Origin of the sequence: Acidovorax bellezanensis (genome assembly GCF_025421555.1) — a bacterium.
Classification (GTDB): domain Bacteria; phylum Pseudomonadota; class Gammaproteobacteria; order Burkholderiales; family Burkholderiaceae_C; genus Comamonas; species Comamonas bellezanensis.
The window spans coordinates 517409-535185 of sequence record NZ_JAODYH010000003.1 but is presented as its reverse complement, the minus strand read 5'-3'; the positions used below and the strand labels follow the sequence as shown (position 1 = coordinate 535185).

Here is a 17777-nt window from a genome sequence, read left to right as displayed (position 1 = left end):
GGGCGGCTGCCTGCATTGTGCGGCCTCGGCCCCAGGGGCTAACAGTCCGTATGGTCTTCGATGGCCTTGCGCACCTTGGCCAGGGCCTGGCGCAGTGCGTCGGGCGCCACCGAACCCAGGGCCAGGCGGATGGCATGCGGCACATGCGAACCGGTGGCAAAGGGCTCGGCCGTGGAAACGGACACCTGCGCGCGCTCCAGCGCCATCGCCACCTGGTCGGCGCGCACCTCTTCGGCCAGCGGCAGCCAGACGAAATAGGATGCAGGGTGGCCTACGCGCCTGAGCGGCCCCAGCACCTGGGCCGCCAGCTGCTGGCGCTGCTTCGCGTCCCGGCGCTTTTCTTCTTCCAGCCGCGCCACCGTGCCGTCGTCAACCCAGTTGCTGACCAGGGCCGTCATCACGCCGGGTGTGTTCCAGATGGTGGCGCGAATGACGCGTTCCATTTTTCGCACCCAGGGCAGGGGGGCGGCGACAAAGCCCACACGCAGGCCCGCGGCCACGTTCTTGGAGAAGCCAGAAACGTAGACCGTGCACTCCGGCGCGAGCATGGCCAGCGGCGGCGGCGGATCTTCGACGAGAAAAGAATAGGCACCGTCTTCGATGATGACCACGCCATGCTTGCGCGCGATCGCCACGAGCGCCTGCCGGCGCTGCAGATCCATCACCCAGCCCAGCGGGTTGTTCAGCGTGGGCATGGTGTAGATGGCCCGCACATTGCGTTGCTGGCAGAGCTTCTCGAACGCATCGAGATCGGGGCCAGCGCCCGCGGCGGGAATGGGCGCGAGCTCCAGATGCTGGGTCTGCGCGACCAGCCGGAAGCCCGGGTAGGTGAGCGCATCGACGGCCACCACATCGCCGGGCTGCAGCAGCGCCATCAGCGTGGTTGCGAGGCCGTGCTGGGCGCCGTCGACCAGCAGCACCTGCTCGGCCGGCACGCTCAGGCCGCGGCGCAGCAGGTGGCGCGCCACCGTCATGCGGTCGTACATGCGGCCGGCGTGCGGCTGGTAGCGCAGCAAGGCCTCCAGATCGCCCGAAGTCGCCAGCTGGCGCAGGCCGGAGCGGAGCAACTCGGCCTGGCTGGGCAGGGAAGGGTAGTTGAAGCTCAGGTCGACCATGTCCGCGGCCGCGCTGTGCAGATCCAGGCTCTGGCCCGCGTGCAAGGCGGTCTCCTTGACGAACGTGCCCCGGCCCTGCTCGCCGCTGACCAGCCCCATGGCTTCGAGCTCGGCATAGACGCGCGTGGCCGTCACCAGCGCCAGGCCTTCGCGCGCTGCCAGCTGCCGGTGCGGGGGCAGGCGGGTGCCGGGCGGCAGACGGCCTGAGCGTATGTCTTCGGACAGCTGGTCAACCAGCAGCTTGTAGCGGGTGGGGGGCATAGCTCAGTGTATCCATGACAATTATTTGATTGTATTGATGTACCTCCCTAGCATCAACGCTTTCCAACCGGCCTTCCAAAGCGAGAAAGCACATCATGGGTAAAACATCGAGCGGATGGGGCAATGGCTTCATCGGCATGCTGATCTTCAGCGGCTCCATGCCCGCCACGCGCGTGGCGGTGATGGACCTCGACCCCTTGTTCCTCACCGGCGCGCGCGCCGGCATTGCCGGGCTGCTGGCGCTGTGCGCCTTGCTGCTGCTGCGCCAGCAATTCCCCACGCCCAGCCAGTGGCGTTCGCTGGCGGTGGTGGCCGTGGGCGTGGTGCTGGGCTTTCCGCTGCTCACGGCGCTAGCCTTGCAGCAGGTGACTTCGGCGCATTCGATGGTGTTTCTGGGCATGCTGCCGCTGTCCACGGCCATTTTTGGCGTGCTGCGCGACGGTGAACGGCCGCGGCCCTCGTTCTGGTTCTTCTCGCTGCTGGGCAGCGCCCTGGTCATGGGCTTTGCCGCGGCGCAAGGTCTGTCGGCCTCCTGGCGCGGCGATCTGCTGATGCTGCTGGCCATCGCCGTCTGCGGCATGGGTTACGCGGAAGGGGCCAAGCTCTCCCGGGCGCTGGGCGGCTGGCAGGTGATTTCGTGGGCGCTGGTGCTGTCGCTGCCGGCCATGCTGGTGCTCGCGGTGGTGCAATGGCCGGCGAATCTGGCCGCGGTCGGTGCTCCGGCCTGGCTGGGTCTGGCCTATGTCTCGCTGTTCAGCATGTTGATCGGCTTCATGTTCTGGTATCGCGGCCTGGCGCAAGGCGGCATTGCGGCCGTGGGCCAGCTGCAATTGCTGCAGCCTTTCTTCGGCCTGGCGCTGGCCGCCAGCCTGCTCCACGAAGCCGTCAGCCCGGGCATGGTGGGCGTGACGCTGGCCGTGATCCTGTGCGTCATCGGCGCGAAGAAATTCGCCCAGCCGGCGCTGGCGACCGCGCGCTGATCAGGTGATCTTGAATACCCAGCGCACGGGCTTTCCGCCCGACTTGCCTTCGTAGACCGCCCACTGCTTGATGCCTTTGACCAGCACTTTCTGGCTCACATCGCGCACGGTTTTCTTGGCCTTGAGTTGGGCCGTGAGCCAGTCCTGGATGTGGGCGAAGTGCGCGCCTTCCTCGCCCGTAGGGACGAGCAGTTCCTGGCCTGCGACTTTGCCGGCGGATGTTACGGTGATTTCGGTGGCGGGCATGGATGAAAAGAACGAAGAGTAAAGAGGGGGCCGAGCGGCAGCGCGCGGCTCCGATTGTGCCTGCGGAATGAGCGGGCGGCAGCCAGTTGCCTGCGTCGCAGGGGATATGCCGGATCGCTGTTTCGGCCAGTCAATGAAAAGGGGCCGCACATGGCGGCCCCTGGGCGGGAAGGCGCTGGCGCTGCCTTGCCCGTCAGCGCTGTGCGCCCGGCTTCACGGGAAGGTGAAATTCGTCGTGACGGAGCCGCCGGCGGTGAGCTGGGGCAGCGTGGCTTGCTTGTCGGTGAAGCCTGGCAGGCTGGCACGCAACGAGTACTGACCGGTGGCGGGGGCGTAGGGCGAGAACACCAGCGGTGCAGGCGCTGCGGCATAGGCGGCCACCAGCGGGGCGTTGACCGGCAGCGAGAAGGCGTATGCGCCAGTGACGCTGTTCACGTACTGGGCGTTGATCTCCACGGGGCCTGCAACGAGCGGCTGCAGGGCGCGCACCCAGGTGTCCGTCGGAGCCGTGCCCGTGGCGCTTGCGCTCGCCGATGCCGGCAGCAGGATGGGGGTGACAGCGCTGGTCAGCGATGTCACGGTTTCCGTCGCCACGGGGACGCCCGTGACCACGGCGGTGGTGCGCCCAGGGGTGCTCATGACCAGCGTGTAATTGCCGGGAGCCACGGGTTGCAGCAGGAACCGGCCCGTGATGTCAGGCACGGTGGCCTTGACGATCGTGCCATTGAGCTGCAGCGACACCTGGGTGACGCCGGCACCGGCCGAGGGATCGACATAACCTTGAATGCCGGAGATGTAGCGCGGAATGACCGTCACCACCGGCTTGAGCAGGTACTGGCCGGACGCGCCGGCCTGCACCACGGATTTGCAGGCATCGAAGTCCAGCACGAAATCGGCCATCTTGTTGGCGGCGATATCGATGTTGATATTGGTCTTGACGCCCGATTGCTGGCCGCTCGGCGTCTTCAGCGCCACTTCCTTGCCACCGGTGGGCATGACGGCATTGGCGAATGGCTGTCCCGCATCGTTGTCGGCCAGCACCAGACGCATCTGGGTGTACTTGCCCGGGGGCAGGGGGATTTGTCCCAGCTCCAGCAGCACGCCATTGGTCAGGCCCAGCAGATCGACCCTGCGCGCGGGGTTCAGCACGATCTCGGACCATCCGGCATCGGTGTCGCTGGCGCTGCTGCTTTGGTGGACCCGGACCTTGTTGACGGTCACATGGACGGAGTCATAGCCGCAGCTGGGCGCATCGGTCATTGCCAGGCGCAGCGTGCCGCTGTCCGCGGAGCTGCTGCCGCCGCCACCGCCGCCACAGGCAGCCAGGCCGGCCAGCAGGGCCGCGCCCATGGTGAATTTCAGAGGTTTAAGGATTTGCATGATGGATGTCTGTGGGGTAGGCACGCTGCTGGATCACAGCGCGCGGTTCTTGGTTTTTCTCAGCGGGAGGATAAGAGTCGCAAGCTCCCGACCAATGTAGGATGACGCCGATTGCGCGTCAGTTGGTGTAAGAGGCGTTACAGCTCTGCAAGCTCCCAATGCAAGCCCGCAGTGCAAGCCCGCAGTGCAACCCCGCAGTGCAACCCCTTGCGGCGTGCGTGCTGGGATACCCAATCCCTTTCAGGGGCATGGTGATACGCAACTATACGACTGGTCTATTTTGTATAAGATGCAGCCATGAAGTTGACCAAGAAAGCCGAAGCCACCCGCCAGCACATCCTGGATGCGGGCCATGCCCTGGTATTGCGCCAAGGTTTTGTCGGCGTCGGACTGCAAACGCTGCTGACGGCCTGCGGCGTGCCCAAAGGCTCGTTCTATCACTACTTCCCATCGAAGGAAGCCTTTGGCTGCGCGCTGCTGGAGCAGTACGTCGCCGATTACGGCCAGCGGCTCGACGCCTTGCTGGCCGTGGACACGGGCAGCGGCCACGAGCGCCTGATGCGCTACTGGCAGGCCTGGCTGGACGCGCCTGAATCTGGCGGCTGGGCCGAAGACTGCCTGGTCGTCAAGCTGGCCGCCGAAGTGGCCGACCTCTCCGAAGACATGCGCCGCGTCCTGGACGACGGCGTGACCGCGCTGGTGGCGCGCATCGCCGCCAGCGTGCGCGAAGGCCGCGCGGACGGCTCGCTGCCCCCCGGCGCCGAGCCGCAGGCGCTGGCCCAGGTGCTCTACCAGATGTGGTTGGGCGCGGCGTTGCTGGCCAAGCTCGGCCGCGACAAGACACCATTGCACCAGGCCCTGGCGGCGACCCGTCAGCTGCTGGCCTGCAACCCCCAGGCACCCGCCTCTTTGTCCCCCACCCCCTGAAAGGATTCGCTCATGCATGTTCTGATAGTGCTGACTTCACACGATCGCCTGGGTGATACCGGTCACAAGACCGGCTTCTGGCTCGAAGAGTTCGCGGCGCCGTATTACGTCTTCAAGGACGCAGGCGCGCGCATCACGCTGGCTTCGCCTCAAGGCGGCCAGCCGCCGCTCGATCCGAAAAGCGACGCGCCCGACGCCCAGACCGAGGCCACGCAGCGCTTTCGCCAGGACCTGGCGGCGCAGCAGCTTCTGGCCACCACCGTGCCGCTGGCCCAGGTGAATGCCGCCGATTTCGATGCGGTGTTCTATCCCGGCGGCCACGGGCCGTTGTGGGACCTGGCCAACGACGCCGCGTCCATCGCCTTGCTCGAAGCGTTTGCGCGTGCGGACAAGCCCGCAGGCCTGGTCTGCCACGCGCCGGGGGCATTGATCAAGGTGCGCGGCGCCGATGGCCAGCCGTGGATTGCCGGTCGCCGGGTCACGGGCTTTTCCAACAGCGAGGAAGAGGCCGTGGGCTTGACCGCGGTCGTGCCCTTCCTGATCGAAGATGAGTTCCAGCGCCTGGGCGGGCTCTACGAAAAAGGCCCCGACTGGCAGTCGCACGTCGTGACCGACGGCCGCCTGGTCACCGGCCAGAACCCGGGCAGTTCGGCAGCTTGCGCGCAGGCGCTGCTGCAACAGCTGGCCTGATCTCTTGCATTGAATTCCCAAGGAGCCACCATGCGCAGTGCCATCCACACCACTTTCGGCGAACCCGCCGACGTTCTTCACCTGGGCGAGAGCCCTGTGCCGCAGCCGGGCCCCGGCGAAGTGCGGATCAAGACCTTGCTGTCGCCCATCCACAACCACGACCTGTGGACGGTGCGCGGCCAGTACGGCTACAAGCCCACGTTGCCGGCCATAGGCGGCAGCGAAGCGGTGGGCCTGGTCGACGCGTTGGGCGCCGGCGTGCAGGGCGTGGCGCCGGGCCAGCGCGTCACCGTGGCCGGCGTGCACGGCAGCTGGGCCGAGTACTTCACCGCCCCGGCAGCGCTGCTGGTGCCGCTGCCCGCGGCCATCGCCGACGAGGCGGCCGCGCAACTGATCGCCATGCCGCTGAGCGCGCTGATGCTGCTGGAATTCCTGGAAGTGAAAAGCGGCGACTGGATCATCCAGAACACCGCCAACGGCGCCGTCGGCAAGACCCTGGCGATGCTGGCCGCCACACATGGCGTGCACACCGTGAATCTGGTGCGCCGTGACGCGGGCGTGGCGGAGCTGGCCGCCTTGGGCATAGAGCATGCCGTGTCCACGGAGCAGCCGGGCTGGCAGGAGAAAGTCCGCGCCATCGTCGGCAAGGCCAGCCTGCGTGCGGCCGTCGACTCCATCGGCGGCAAGGCCAGCGGTGAGCTGATGGCGCTGCTGGGCGAGGGCGGGCTGCTGGTGTCGTTCGGCTCCATGGCCGGCGAGCCCATGCAGATTGCTTCGGGCGACCTGATCTTCAAGCAGGCCCGGGTCAAGGGCTTCTGGGGCAGCAAGGTCAGTGAAGCCTTGTCGGGCGAGGACAAGCGCCGCCTGATCGGCGAGCTGCTGGGGCTGGTGGCCAGCGGCAAGCTGCAACTGCCGGTGCAGGCCATTTACGACCTGGCCGATGTGTCCCAGGCCGCCGCCGCGAGCCTGCAGCCGGGCCGCAAAGGCAAGGTCTTGCTGCGCCCCTGAAATGCACGCGGAGCGGCAGGGCACCGAGGCCGGTGCCCTGTGCGACATCGAGAAGCTGTCTTCACCGGAGGAAACCCATGATCGCCAACGTTCTCATTGCCCTCGTCGTCGCCATTCATGTCTACATCGTCGTGCTGGAAATGTTCCTCTGGCAAAAGCCGGCCGGCCTGCGCGCCTTCGGTCTGACCCCGGAGTTCGCCAGCCAGACCCGCGCCCTGGCCGCGAACCAGGGCTTGTACAACGGCTTTCTGGCGGCGGGTCTGCTCTGCGGCCTGGCCAGGGGCAGCGAAGGGCTGGACTTTCAGCTGTTCTTCCTGGCCTGCGTGCTGGTCGCGGGCATTTTCGGCGGGCTCACGGCCAGCCGGAAAATCCTGTGGGTGCAGGCGCTGCCTGCGGCGCTGGCGCTGCTGGCGCTGTGGGCGGGGATCTGAGGGCAGGAAAAAGCATGCTGCTGACCGTGGCATTGCCCATGGTTTGATCACCGCCGAAGTCTTGCGAATAATGTCTGGGGCCCATTTTTCGGACCCTTCCATGTTCGACGACATTGCGCCAACCCTCAGTGCCGCGGCTGGCGCTGCCATGGAGCAGCCCTCTGTAGCAAAGGCCCTGGCATGAGCCCCGTCCCATCCTCCCTGCTGCCCTAAGGCTACGGCGACTGGCTGGCACAACTCAAGGGCCAGATCGCCCAGGCCCGCCAACGCGCAGCGCTGGCCGTCAATGCCGAACTGGTGCAGCTGTACGGTCGCATCGGGCGCGAAATCTTGCAGCGCCAGCAGACCAAAGGCTGGGGTGCCAAGGTCGTAGATCGGCTGGCACGCGACCTCAAGGACGCGTTTCCGGACATGCGTGGCTTCTCGACCCGCAACTTGAAATACATGGCCTTTTTCGCCCAGCATTGCCCGGATGGCCTAATTGGGCAGCAGCCTGCTGCCCAATTGCCGTGGTTCCACATCGTGACGCTGCTGACCCAGCTGGGCAGCACTCCGGAGCGCGCCTGGTACGCCGCGCAGGCGGTGCAGCACGGCTGGTCGCGGACCACGCTGGTACAGCAGATCAAGCACCAGCTGCACCTGCGCCAGGGCGCGGCGGTGACGAACTTCGAGGCCCGCCTGCCCGCGCTCGACTCGGCGCTGGCGCGCGACATGCTCAAAGACCCCTACCTGTTCGACTTTCTGGGCCTGGGCGATGAAGCACAGGAGCGCGAGATCGAAAGCGGCCTGATCCGCCACATCACCCGCTTCCTGCTGGAGCTGGGCGCCGGGTTTGCCTTTGTCGGGCGGCAGTACCGGCTGGAAGTGGCGGGCGACGAGTTCTTCATCGATCTGCTTTTCTATCACACGCGTTTGAAGTGCTATGTGGTGGTGGAGTTGAAAGCCACGGCCTTCCAGCCCGAGCACGCGGGCCAGCTCAACTTCTACCTGGCGGCCGTCGATGCCCAGATCAAGGCGCCGGACGACAAGCCGACCATCGGCCTGCTGCTGTGCAAGCAGCAGAACCGGCTGGTGGCCGAGTACGCGCTGTCCGGCATCGACAAGCCCATGGGTGTGGCGGAATATCAGCTGCTGCGCGACCTGCCGGCGCGGCTGGAGCACAGCTTGCCGAGCATTGCGGACATCGAGGCCGAGCTGGCTGGCGAGAGGGGCGTTGAAGGGGTTTGAGGGGCCCGATGAGGGGGCGGGGGCGTGGATTGGGAGAGAGAAACTCGCGCTGGGCCAGAGAGCCTCTGAGTACGGCCAAGCTGGCGCTGTGGGCGGGGTCCGCAGCCTGCTGGCCCATAGGGGCGTTCACGACCGCAGTGCAATGGCGTTGAGCTCTTCCAGGTCCAGGTTTTTCTGCAGCGTCGCCATCATGTGTTCGTCGATGTCGCCCACGCGGTGCAGGCGCCGGAGCTCGGCGCGTGCCGCGCCTATGGCCGCCAGAACCAGATCGAAATGGGCGTGGATGCGGGGCGTCAACGCCTCCTCCTGGCCCGCGTAGTTGCAGTAGGCCGCGGCCTTGCGTGTGTACTGCTCCAGCAGCATGGGGTGGACCAGCTCACCGCTCGCATCGTAGGCCAGGGCCTGAATGACTTTGAGCTGGGCTTGCATCAGCGTGGCTTCGGCCTCGCTCATGCTCAGGCGGGCCTTGTCCGACTCCGGGGGCTGGAGCCCGGTCCAGCGAATCAGCAGGCCCAGGGTCGTTCCCTGGACCAGCACCGTGCACAGGATCACGGCGAAGGCCGTCACCAGGATGAAGTCGCGCGCCGGAAAGTTGGCGGGCAAGCTCAGGGCCAGCGCCAGCGTGACCACGCCGCGCACGCCCACCCAGCCCAGCACCACGGCACTGCGCGCGCCCAGCCGTCGGTAGCGGCGCATGCCCAGGCGTCGGCACAGCCAGATCACGGCGTCCGACAGAAAGATCCAGGCGAAGCGTGCCACCAGCAGCGCCAGCACAACCATCAGCGCCGGTCCGACCATCTGGTGCAGGACGAAGGAAAAGCCCCCCGCGCGGTCCACGACGCCGCGCAGGGACAGCCCGATCAGCATGAAGACGGCGGCTTCCATCAGGAAGATCACCATGGTCCAGAAGGACAGGGCCCGCATGCGTACCGCGGCCGAGAAGATCCGGTGCTGGTAGGTGCCGCAGATCATGCCCGCCGTGACGGTGGCGATCACGCCCGAGAAGTGAAAATGCTCCGCCAGAATGTAGGCCGCCCAGGACACCAGCAGCGTGGCGGCGATGACCAGGTAGTCGTCGTCGAGCCGGCGCGCGACGATCACCCAGCCCGCGCCGACGGCCGCGCCGACCGCGGCACCGCCGATGGCCAGCAGCACAAAGCTCTGCAATGCCTGCTCCGCGCTGAAAGTCCCGGTCACGCTGGCCGCGACGGCAAAACGGAAAAGCACCAGGCCGCTGGCATCGTTGAACAGGCTCTCGCCCTCCAGCAGCATCAGCAGCCGGCGTGGCAGCTTCACGCGCTGCAGCACGGCGCGCGCGGACACCGCGTCCGGTGGCGAGACGATGGCGCCCAGCGCCGCGCAAGCCGCCCAGGGCAGGTCGGGAAACAGCCAATGCGTCACCACCGCCACCACGATGGTGGTGAACAGCACCGCGCCCACGGCCAGCGAAGTGATGCCCAGCATGTGGCGCTGCAGGTGGCGCACCGAGATGTTCCAGGCGCCGTCCATCAGCAGCGGCGGCAGGAAGACCACCAGCATCAACTCCGGATCGGGCGAAAACGCCGGCAACTCCGGCAGGAAGGCCATGACGGCTCCTCCCATCAGCAATGACACGGCCGGAGGCAGCCCGAATCGCTGCGCAAGATAGTGCAGGGCAATGATGACCGGCAGCATGGCGATCATCAACTCAAAAAGATGCGAGGCGTTCATGCGTTTTCTCGGGGAGGAGACCGGTGGCCGATCGTTCGCGTGTCTGGGGTCGGGGTGTGCGCAATATAGCGGTTCCGTGCGCCATGGCGCTTACTGCCGGGCCTGGTCGGGCGCAGGGCGCCATCGACCCCTTTAGACTTCCCCTCTTATCGAGGCCACATTCCCATGGACAACACCGCAATTTCACCCGCCTCCATCGCGGACCAGACGGTTTCGCGCGCGCAAATGCAGGCCTTCCTCCAGTCCGGGACCCCACTGACCTTCGAGCGCTGTGATTTCGAGGGCGTCGACCTTTCCCGGCTCGACATGCGCGATTGCGCATTCAGCGCCTGCTCCTTCATCGAGGCCTCCTTGTACGCGGCCTCCATGACGCGAATGACCTGGCAAGGCTGCCGCGCGCGCCAGGCGGATTTCGAGTCCGCCGACCTGACGGACGCGCGCTTCCAGTCCTGCGACCTCAACAACACCCAATGGCGCCGCGCCAAACTGCCGGCAGCTTCCTTCAAGGGCTGCAAGCTCACGGGCGCCAAGTTCGAAGAAGTGGCGCATCTGGGATGGGTGCTCGAAGACTGCCTGCTGATCAGCGCCGACCTGCGCCGACTGTCGTTTCGCAAGCAGCAGCTGCAGGAGCTCGATTTCTCGGACGCCAACCTGTCGGGCTGCGATTTTCGCGAGGCCGTCTTCATCGGCGGCAGCCTGCGCGATGCCCACCTGACCCAGGCGCGGTTTGACGGCGCCGATCTGCGCGAGGCCGACATTGGCGGCTTGAAGCTGGAGGACGCAAGGCTGTTCCGCGGTGCCACCATTTCCCACCGTCAGGCGGCGGGGCTGCTGCGGGATCTGGGGATCGCGGTGGAGTGAGGGGCGCGGCCCCGCTATACGCCCAGCTTCTCGGTCAGCAAGCGGGTATCGGCCAGCAGCGCGGAAGAAGCCGCCTCCAGGACGATCTGGCCTTTCTCCATGACCAGCGCCTGGTCGGTGTGGGCCAGCACCTTGCGCCAGTCGCGGTCGACGATGAGCGTGGCGATGCCCGTCGTGCGGATTTGGGCGATGACGCGCCAGATCTCGGCGACGATCAGGGGCGCCAGGCCTTCGGTGGCTTCATCCAGGATCAGGAGGCGCGGATTCGTCATCAGCGCCCGCCCTATGGACAGCATCTGCTGCTCGCCGCCCGACAGCTGGTCGCCGCCGTTGCCCAGCCGCTCGGACAGGCGCGGAAAGGTCGCGAGAACGCGGTCGTAAGTCCAGTCATCGCGGCCGTCGGGCCCGCGCCGCGCGGCCATCACCAGGTTCTCGCGCACCGACAGATTGGGGAAGATGCCGCGTCCCTCGGGCACGTAGCCCAGGCCCATGCGGGCCATTTTTTCGGGGGCTAGGCGGGTCACGTCGCGGCCTTCGTATTGCACCCGGCCCTGGGCGGGGGCGACATAGCCCATGAGGCTGCGGATCAGCGTGGTCTTGCCCATGCCGTTGCGCCCCAGCAGCCCGACCGAGGTGGCGGCCGGAATCCGCGCCGAGACACCGCGCAGGATGTGGCTGTCGCCGTAATAGGTGTGCAGTTCCTCGATGTGGATCATGCCAGCTCCTCCTCGCCCAGGTAGGCGCTGCGTACTTGCGGGTCGTGGCGTATGGCGTGCGGGTTGCCGCTGGCGATGACGCTGCCGTTGACCATCACGGTGATGCGCTCGGCGATGCGAAACACCGCGTCCATGTCGTGCTCGACCAGCAGGACGGCATGCCTGGGCTTGAGGCGTTCGAGCAGGGTCAGCATGCGCTCGGTTTCCTCGGCGCCCATGCCGGCCAGCGGCTCGTCCAGCAGCAGCACGCGGGGCTGGGTCGCCAGGCACATCGCGACTTCGAGCTGGCGTTTGGCGCCGTGGCTCAGCGTGCCGGCGACGCGCGCGCTCAAGGCGCTCAGGCCGGTGGCCTCCAGGGCCGCGTCGGCGGCATCACCGCTGCGCTGGCAGGCCTGCGCGGTCTGCCAGAAGGCCCAGGGTCGGGGCGACGCGGCCTGCGCGGCCAGGCGGCAGTTTTCCCGCGCCGTGAACTCCGGGAAGATGGTCGTGCGCTGGTAGCTGCGCCCTATGCCGTCGAGTGCGCGGCGGGCCTGCGGGCGCTGGGTGATGTCGGCGCCCGCCAGCAGGATGCGGCCTTGCGAGGGCGCGATCTCGCCGGACAGCATATTGATCAGCGTCGATTTCCCCGCGCCATTGGTGCCTATCACCGCATGCACTTCACCCACGTTCAGTTCCAGCGAGACGTCGTTCACCGCCACCAGCCCGCCAAAGCGCCGTGTCAGTCCGTGGACTTGCATCAATCCGCTCATTGCTTCTCCTTGCGCCGCTGGGCGAGTCCTATCAGGCCTTTGGGCAGCAGCGCCACGAACAAGATGATGGCCAGGCCCAGCGTCAGCTGCCAGTGGTTGGCCAGCGGCCCGACGAAGGCCTGCGTGGCCAGCACTTCCTTGAGCAGGGTGAAGGCCACGGCCCCGAGCACGGCGCCGCGCAGATGCCCCATGCCGCCCAGGATGACCATCAGCAGGACTTCGCCCGAGATATGCCAGGACAGCATTTCGGGATTGACGAAGCCGTCGCGTGCCGCGACCAGAAAGCCGGCGAGTCCGGCCAGTGCGCCGGCGATGACAAAGGCCGCGAGCTTGTAGCCATAGGTCGAGAATCCGGCCGCGCGCATGCGCTGCTCATTGACGCGTATGCCGGCCAGCGCGGCGCCGAAGCGTGAACGCTGGATCAGGGCCAGCAGCCCATAGGTGAAGGCCAGCGCGGCCAGCACGACGTAATACACCACGCTGCGGTTTTCCATATCCAGCGGGCCGGCCGCGGGCCGCGCGTTCAGGTAGATGCCGTCGCTGCCCCCACCCAGCGATGTGTCGTGGAAGATGAAATAGGCCATTTGCGCAAAGGCCAGCGTGACCATGATGAAGTACACGCCGCGGGTGCGCAGGCTCAAGGCGCCCACGGCCAGGGCGTACAGCGCGGCCGCGCCCATGCTCAGCGCCAGCAGCACGAACAGGTTGCCGCCGGCCTCGCCCGAGGCCAGTACCGTGACATAGGCGCCGACACCGAAATACGCCGCATGGCCCAGGCTGACCAGGCCGGTCATGCCCACGAGCAGCTGCAAGCTCAGCGCAAAGATGGCCAGCACCATGATTTTCACCACCAGGTCGGCCGGGTAGCCTTGCAGCAGGAAGCCGGCCAGGGCCAGCGCCACCAGGACCAGCAGGGGCAGCCAGGCGATTGCGCCCCAGCGGTGCCGCGCGGCGGGTGTGGTTTGCACGGAAAGCGTGGTGGTGTTCATGCGCGTCGCCCCATCAGGCCTTCAGGCCGCCAGATCAGCACCAGGGCCATGAGCACGTAGATGCCCAGGCCCGCGAGGTCCGCAAAAAACACCTTGCCGAAAGTATCGACAAAGCCGACCAGCAGCGATGCCACCAGCGCGCCGGTGATCGAGCCTATGCCGCCGATGACCACGACCACGAAACAGATGATGAGCACACTGGCGCCCATGTTGGGGTAGACCGAGGCCATGGGCGCGGCAATCATGCCGGCCAGCGCCGCCAGTGCCACGCCGGCCGCAAAGACCACGCGGTACAGGCGCCGGATGTCAATGCCCAGGCCGCGCACCATGTCGCGGTTGCTCGCGCCCGCGCGGATCATCATGCCCAGCCGCGTGCGGTTGACCACCACGTACAAGGCCACCGCCAGCACGATGCAGGCCGCCGAGGCAAACAGCCGGTACCAGGGGTACTGCATGATTCCGCCCAGCGAAAAGCTGCCCGACAGCCAGGCGGGAATCGGCACGCCATGCACATCGTTGCCCACGAGCATGGAGCGCAGCTCCTCAAACACCAGAATCAGCCCGTAGGTCATCAACACCTGCTGCAGGTGGTCGCGCTGGTAGAGGTAGCTGAAGAACAGCCATTCGAGCGCATAGCCAAAGACCGCGGCCAGCACCATGCCGGTGAGCAGCATGCTGAGGAAATGGTTGCCGAACAGCGGCGAGAGCGCAAACGCCAGATACGCGCCGAGCATGTAGAAGCTGCCGTGTGCCAGGTTGATCACGCCCATGATCCCGAAGATCAGCGTCAGCCCGGAGGCCAGCAGAAAGAGCAGCAGGCCGTACTGGACGGCGTTGAGGCACTGCACAAGAAAGGTGGCAAGGTCCACGTAGTGGGGCTCCAGCGAGAGGAAAGAGGGCGTGGCGCCAGGCGCCACGCCGCGGACAGCGGACTATCAACGGACGTGTGGGTCGCTCTCAGAGCTTGCAGCCGCGCGCCGGGTCGGACAGCGACTTGGAGGCGATGCCGATTTTCTGGTTTTCCTTGCCCACGACCTTGCGCAGATAGACGTCCTGCACGGGGTTGTGCGCGCGCGACATGGTGAAGCCGCCGCGCGGGCTGTCGAACGTGGACTTTTGCACCGCCGCGGCGAATTCCGCCTTCTTGCTGACATCGCCCTTGACGGCGTCCAGCCCCACTTTCAGGATCTGCCCCGCGTCATAGCCCTGCACGGCATAGACATCCGGCTGCAGCTTGTAGTTGCGCGCATAGGCGGTACGGAACGCCTTGTCCTTGGGCAGCGACAAATCGTCGGCATAGTGCAGCGTGGTCAAGATGCCCTGCGCGGCATCGCCCTGGGCATCGAGCGTGCCGTCGGTCAGAAAGCCCGAGCCGTACAGCGGGATGGATTTGTTCAGCCCCGCGGCGGCGTAGTCCTTGACGAACTTCACGGCGCCGCCGCCCGCAAAGAAGGCAAACACGGCATCGGGCTTGGCGGCCGCGATTTCGGTCAGCAGGGCCTGGAACTCAACGTTGGGGAAGGGCACCGTGAGATGCTTCAGGATCTTGCCGCCGTCCTTCTCGAAGCCTTCCTTGAAGGCCGTGGTCATCTCCTCGCCGGCCGCGTATTTCCAGGTGATGGTCATCGCCGTCTTCTTCTTTTCCTGCTTGGCGGCCACCGTGCCCATGCCGTAGGAAGACTGCCAGTTGGAGAAGGAGCTGCGGAAGATGTTGGTCGCGCACATGGCGCCCGTGACGGCGTCCGCGCCCGCGTTGGGCACGATCAGCAGCGTGTTGCTTTCCTTGGCCGCGCGCGCCATGGCCATGGCCACGCCCGAGTGCACCGTCCCCACGATGACGTCCACCTTGTCGCGCCGGATCAGCTTGTTCACGTTCTCCGTGGCCTTGGCGGGATCGGATTCGTCGTCCACTTTCACGTACTCGATCTCGCGGCCCGCCAGCTTGCCGCCTTGTTCCTGCACGAAGAGCTTGAAGCCGTTTTCAATGGCCACGCCCAGCGCCGTATAGGTGCCGCTGAAAGGCAGCATCAGGCCGACCTTGAGCTTCTCGGTGCCTTGGGCCTGCACGCTGGCGGCCAGGGTCAGGGCGGTCAAGGCCACGGCGGTACGGCGATTCATGGGACGGTTCATACATGTCTCCTGTTGTGGATAAAGGCTTTTGTCGCGGCGATCACCTGCTCGGGCTGGTCGCGGTGGGCCGAGTGGCCGCACTCCGGCAGCTCGAGCAGTTGGGTGGCCGGCAGACGTTCGGCGATGCCGCGGATCTGGGCCAGCGTGCCGTACGCGTCGTCCAGCCCCTGTATCGCCAGCACCGGGCAGCGGATATCGACGAGTTCGTCGGTGATGTTCCAGCGCGCAAACGCAGGCTTGAGCCAGATGTGGTTCCAGCCCCAGAAAGCCAGGTCCGGATCGTCGTGATAGGGCGCAAGCCTGTCGCGCAGCGTGCCACTTTCGTAGCCGTTCTTGGCCTGGCGTATACCCGCGGTGGTGATGTCTTCCACGAAGATATGCGGGGCCAGAAGAATCAGGCCGGCCACGCGCGGCGCGAATCGCCCGGCATGCAGCAGCGCGATCGAGCCGCCATCGCTGTGGCCGAAAAGCCAGACCGGCTGGGCGATGTCCAGCGCGTCCAGCAGTGCGGGCAAGACCTCATAGGCCTGGCGGTGCATGTAGTCCACATCCAGCGGCTCGGCGGCCGCGCGCGCGCTGGAGCGGCCGTAACCGGGGCGCGAGAACACCAGGCCGCGCGCCCCCACGGCGCTGCACAGGCGCGCGGGGAAATCCTTCCACATCGCCAGCGAGCCCAGGCCTTCATGCAGGAACACCATGAGCGGGGCCTTGGGCCCGGCCGCGTTGAGCCAGGCGTACTCCACCTGCACCTGCCGGCCGGCCCAGGGGAGGGTGATGAATTCGCTCATTTGCCGGCTTCCCGTTCGCGCAGGCGAAAGCGCTGGATCTTGCCGGTGGCGGTCTTGGGCAGTTCGGCCAGGAATTCGATCTGGCGCGGGTACTTGTAGGCCGCGAGCCGCTCCTTGACAAAGGCTTTGAGGGACTCGTCGCTGGCTTGCTGCCCGTCCTTGAGCACCACGAACGCCTTGGTCTTGGTCAGCCCCTGGTCATCGGGCGTGCCTATCACCGCGGCCTCCAGCACGGCCGGGTGCTGCATCAGCGTGGATTCGACTTCAAACGGCGAGACGTAGATGCCGCTGACCTTGAGCATGTCGTCGCTGCGGCCCGCATAGGTGTAGTAGCCGTCGGCGTCGCGCTGGTACTTGTCGCCGCTCTTGGTCCAGCCGCCCTGGAAGGTCTCGCGCGACTTCTCGCGGTTGCCCCAGTACATCAAGGCGGCGCTGGGCCCGCGGATGAACAGATCGCCCACTTCGCCGTCCGCCACGGGGGCCCCGAGCTCGTCGCGCAGCTCGATCTCGTAGCCGGGCACGGGCTTGCCGGTCGTGCCGTAGCGCACGTCGTCCGGGCGGTTGGAGATGAAGACATGCAGCATCTCGGTCGAGCCTATGCCGTCGATGATGTCGCAGCCGAAATGCTGCTTGAAACGCTGGGCAATTTCCGCCGGCAGCGCCTCGCCCGCCGACGAGCACATGCGCAGCGCCACGGCGTCGCGCGCGGGCAGCCGGGGCGAGGCCAGCATGCCCGCGAACCCCGTGGGCGCGCCAAAGAACACGGTGGGCCGGCATTGCAGTTCGGTCCAGCGCTTGAACACGGCCTCGGGCGTCGGCCGCTCGGCCATCAACACCACGCAGGCGCCGACGGACAGCGGAAAGGTCAGCGCGTTGCCCAGCCCATAGGCGAAGTACAGCTTGGCGGCGGAGAAGCACACGTCGCGCTCGGTCAGGCCCAGCACCGGCTTGCCGAACAGTTCGGCGGTCCACCAGAGATTGAGCTGGGTGTGCACCGTGCCCTTGGGCTTGCCGGTCGAGCCCGAGGAGTACAGCCAGAAGCCCGGCTCGTCGCCGGCCGTGGCCGCGGGCTGGGGCAGGGGCTTGGCCGCGGCCAGCGCGGCTTCGAATTCGAGATCGCCCTGGGCCAGGGCCGCCACGGGCTGCGACACGATGGTGGCCCGCACTTCGTGGTGCGCGCTTTGCATGGCGGTCTGCAACGTGGGCAGCAGGGCGCCCGAGGCGATGACGATCTGGGCGCGGCTGTGCTCCAGCATGTAGGCGTAGTCGTCGGCGGTGAGCAGGGTGTTGACCGCGACCGGCACGATGCCCGCATAAAGGCAGCCCAGGAAGGTGACGGGCCAGTCGTGCGTGTCCAGCAGCAGCAGCAGCACCCGGTCTTCGCGCCGCACGCCCAGGCCTTGCAAGGCGCTGGCCAGTTGGCGCGCGCGCTGCTCGAGCTGGCCGTAGCTCAGCGGGCCGCGGTCATCGATATAGGCCAGGCGGTCGTCGCGCTGGCGGTGCAGCGCAAACAGATGCTCGGCAAAGTTGAAGGGGCCGGTCGGTGGCGCGGGCAAGGAGCTCATGGCT

The 17777-nt window shown here is 66.8% G+C and carries 18 protein-coding genes; 7 read left to right on the top strand and 11 right to left on the bottom strand.

Features of this window, described 5'->3' with window-relative positions; genetic code table 11:
* Positions 1-38 precede the first annotated feature (38 nt).
* Entirely contained in the window at positions 39-1376 is a 1338-nt protein-coding gene (locus N0K08_RS06040; RefSeq protein WP_261499175.1) for an aminotransferase-like domain-containing protein, read from the bottom strand.
* Positions 1377-1471: 95 nt separating this feature from the next.
* Here N0K08_RS06040 and N0K08_RS06035 point away from each other — a divergent pair, with 95 nt between their 5' ends.
* Positions 1472-2356 (top strand): DMT family transporter, encoded by an 885-nt coding sequence (locus N0K08_RS06035; protein ID WP_261499174.1) that lies wholly within the window; start codon positions 1472-1474, stop codon positions 2354-2356.
* Here the strand turns inward: N0K08_RS06035 and N0K08_RS06030 are convergent, their stop codons facing one another.
* Both N0K08_RS06030 and N0K08_RS06025 read right to left on the bottom strand, forming a co-directional pair.
* Positions 2357-2602, bottom strand: coding sequence for a hypothetical protein (locus N0K08_RS06030; RefSeq protein WP_261499173.1), 246 nt, complete (start codon positions 2600-2602; stop codon positions 2357-2359).
* 213 nt (positions 2603-2815) lie between these two features.
* Positions 2816-3982, bottom strand: a complete 1167-nt coding sequence (locus N0K08_RS06025; RefSeq protein ID WP_261499172.1) for a DUF4382 domain-containing protein — start codon at positions 3980-3982, stop codon at positions 2816-2818.
* A 297-nt stretch (positions 3983-4279) separates the two neighbouring features.
* On the opposite strand from N0K08_RS06025, the gene N0K08_RS06020 reads away from it, so the two are divergent.
* From N0K08_RS06020 to N0K08_RS06000, 5 genes are all read left to right on the top strand, one after another.
* Complete coding sequence (locus tag N0K08_RS06020) at positions 4280-4909, top strand: TetR/AcrR family transcriptional regulator (RefSeq protein WP_261499171.1); 630 nt, start codon at positions 4280-4282, stop codon at positions 4907-4909.
* 12 nt (positions 4910-4921) lie between these two features.
* Positions 4922-5599, top strand: coding sequence for a type 1 glutamine amidotransferase domain-containing protein (locus tag N0K08_RS06015; RefSeq protein ID WP_261499170.1), 678 nt, complete (start codon positions 4922-4924; stop codon positions 5597-5599).
* 30 nt (positions 5600-5629) lie between these two features.
* Entirely contained in the window at positions 5630-6607 is a 978-nt protein-coding gene (locus N0K08_RS06010; protein WP_261499169.1) for a zinc-binding dehydrogenase, read from the top strand.
* A 77-nt stretch (positions 6608-6684) separates the two neighbouring features.
* Positions 6685-7038: a DUF1304 domain-containing protein gene (locus tag N0K08_RS06005; RefSeq protein WP_261499168.1), complete on the top strand. Its 354-nt coding sequence runs from the start codon at positions 6685-6687 to the stop codon at positions 7036-7038.
* 228 nt (positions 7039-7266) lie between these two features.
* Positions 7267-8265: a PDDEXK nuclease domain-containing protein gene (locus tag N0K08_RS06000; protein WP_261499663.1), complete on the top strand. Its 999-nt coding sequence runs from the start codon at positions 7267-7269 to the stop codon at positions 8263-8265.
* A 126-nt stretch (positions 8266-8391) separates the two neighbouring features.
* On the opposite strand, the gene N0K08_RS05995 is transcribed toward N0K08_RS06000, so the two are convergent.
* The gene (locus N0K08_RS05995) at positions 8392-9975 is read right to left on the bottom strand and encodes a Na+/H+ antiporter (protein ID WP_261499167.1); all 1584 of its coding nucleotides are present in this window, start codon (positions 9973-9975) and stop codon (positions 8392-8394) included.
* Between the two features lie 165 nt (positions 9976-10140).
* On the opposite strand from N0K08_RS05995, the gene N0K08_RS05990 reads away from it, so the two are divergent.
* The gene (locus N0K08_RS05990) at positions 10141-10836 is read left to right on the top strand and encodes a pentapeptide repeat-containing protein (RefSeq protein ID WP_261499166.1); all 696 of its coding nucleotides are present in this window, start codon (positions 10141-10143) and stop codon (positions 10834-10836) included.
* Between the two features lie 14 nt (positions 10837-10850).
* Here the strand turns inward: N0K08_RS05990 and N0K08_RS05985 are convergent, their stop codons facing one another.
* From N0K08_RS05985 to N0K08_RS05955, 7 genes are all read right to left on the bottom strand, one after another.
* Positions 10851-11552: an ABC transporter ATP-binding protein gene (locus N0K08_RS05985; protein WP_261499165.1), complete on the bottom strand. Its 702-nt coding sequence runs from the start codon at positions 11550-11552 to the stop codon at positions 10851-10853.
* Positions 11549-12301: an ABC transporter ATP-binding protein gene (locus N0K08_RS05980; RefSeq protein WP_261499163.1), complete on the bottom strand. Its 753-nt coding sequence runs from the start codon at positions 12299-12301 to the stop codon at positions 11549-11551. The genes N0K08_RS05985 and N0K08_RS05980 overlap by 4 nt, the downstream gene beginning before the upstream one ends.
* On the bottom strand, positions 12298-13290 hold the full coding sequence (locus tag N0K08_RS05975; RefSeq protein ID WP_261499162.1) for a branched-chain amino acid ABC transporter permease: 993 nt from the start codon (positions 13288-13290) through the stop codon (positions 12298-12300). The genes N0K08_RS05980 and N0K08_RS05975 overlap by 4 nt, the downstream gene beginning before the upstream one ends.
* On the bottom strand, positions 13287-14159 hold the full coding sequence (locus N0K08_RS05970) for a branched-chain amino acid ABC transporter permease (RefSeq protein ID WP_261499161.1): 873 nt from the start codon (positions 14157-14159) through the stop codon (positions 13287-13289). The genes N0K08_RS05975 and N0K08_RS05970 overlap by 4 nt, the downstream gene beginning before the upstream one ends.
* 88 nt (positions 14160-14247) lie before the next feature.
* Positions 14248-15408: an ABC transporter substrate-binding protein gene (locus tag N0K08_RS05965; RefSeq protein WP_261499662.1), complete on the bottom strand. Its 1161-nt coding sequence runs from the start codon at positions 15406-15408 to the stop codon at positions 14248-14250.
* Between the two features lie 8 nt (positions 15409-15416).
* Positions 15417-16208 carry an alpha/beta fold hydrolase gene (locus N0K08_RS05960; protein ID WP_261499160.1) on the bottom strand — a complete coding sequence of 264 codons (792 nt, stop codon included), beginning with the start codon at positions 16206-16208 and terminating at the stop codon, positions 15417-15419.
* On the bottom strand, positions 16205-17773 hold the full coding sequence (locus N0K08_RS05955; protein WP_261499159.1) for a benzoate-CoA ligase family protein: 1569 nt from the start codon (positions 17771-17773) through the stop codon (positions 16205-16207). Before N0K08_RS05955 ends, N0K08_RS05960 begins: the two co-directional genes overlap by 4 nt.
* Positions 17774-17777 lie beyond the last annotated feature (4 nt).

Excerpts from the sequence above, each read along its gene's own strand:
- N0K08_RS06040 (WP_261499175.1), bottom strand. The coding sequence starts at position 1,376 with ATGCCCCCCACCCGCTACAAGCTGCTGGTTGACCAGCTGTCCGAAGAC.
- N0K08_RS06035 (WP_261499174.1), top strand. The coding sequence starts at position 1,472 with ATGGGTAAAACATCGAGCGGATGGGGCAATGGCTTCATCGGCATGCTG.
- N0K08_RS06030 (WP_261499173.1), bottom strand. The coding sequence starts at position 2,602 with ATGCCCGCCACCGAAATCACCGTAACATCCGCCGGCAAAGTCGCAGGC.
- N0K08_RS06025 (WP_261499172.1), bottom strand. The coding sequence starts at position 3,982 with ATGCAAATCCTTAAACCTCTGAAATTCACCATGGGCGCGGCCCTGCTG.
- N0K08_RS06020 (WP_261499171.1), top strand. The coding sequence starts at position 4,280 with ATGAAGTTGACCAAGAAAGCCGAAGCCACCCGCCAGCACATCCTGGAT.
- N0K08_RS06015 (WP_261499170.1), top strand. The coding sequence starts at position 4,922 with ATGCATGTTCTGATAGTGCTGACTTCACACGATCGCCTGGGTGATACC.
- N0K08_RS06010 (WP_261499169.1), top strand. The coding sequence starts at position 5,630 with ATGCGCAGTGCCATCCACACCACTTTCGGCGAACCCGCCGACGTTCTT.
- N0K08_RS06005 (WP_261499168.1), top strand. The coding sequence starts at position 6,685 with ATGATCGCCAACGTTCTCATTGCCCTCGTCGTCGCCATTCATGTCTAC.
- N0K08_RS05995 (WP_261499167.1), bottom strand. The coding sequence starts at position 9,975 with ATGAACGCCTCGCATCTTTTTGAGTTGATGATCGCCATGCTGCCGGTC.
- N0K08_RS05990 (WP_261499166.1), top strand. The coding sequence starts at position 10,141 with ATGGACAACACCGCAATTTCACCCGCCTCCATCGCGGACCAGACGGTT.
- N0K08_RS05985 (WP_261499165.1), bottom strand. The coding sequence starts at position 11,552 with ATGATCCACATCGAGGAACTGCACACCTATTACGGCGACAGCCACATC.
- N0K08_RS05980 (WP_261499163.1), bottom strand. The coding sequence starts at position 12,301 with ATGAGCGGATTGATGCAAGTCCACGGACTGACACGGCGCTTTGGCGGG.
- N0K08_RS05975 (WP_261499162.1), bottom strand. The coding sequence starts at position 13,290 with ATGAACACCACCACGCTTTCCGTGCAAACCACACCCGCCGCGCGGCAC.
- N0K08_RS05965 (WP_261499662.1), bottom strand. The coding sequence starts at position 15,408 with ATGAATCGCCGTACCGCCGTGGCCTTGACCGCCCTGACCCTGGCCGCC.
- N0K08_RS05960 (WP_261499160.1), bottom strand. The coding sequence starts at position 16,208 with ATGAGCGAATTCATCACCCTCCCCTGGGCCGGCCGGCAGGTGCAGGTG.
- N0K08_RS05955 (WP_261499159.1), bottom strand. The coding sequence starts at position 17,773 with ATGAGCTCCTTGCCCGCGCCACCGACCGGCCCCTTCAACTTTGCCGAG.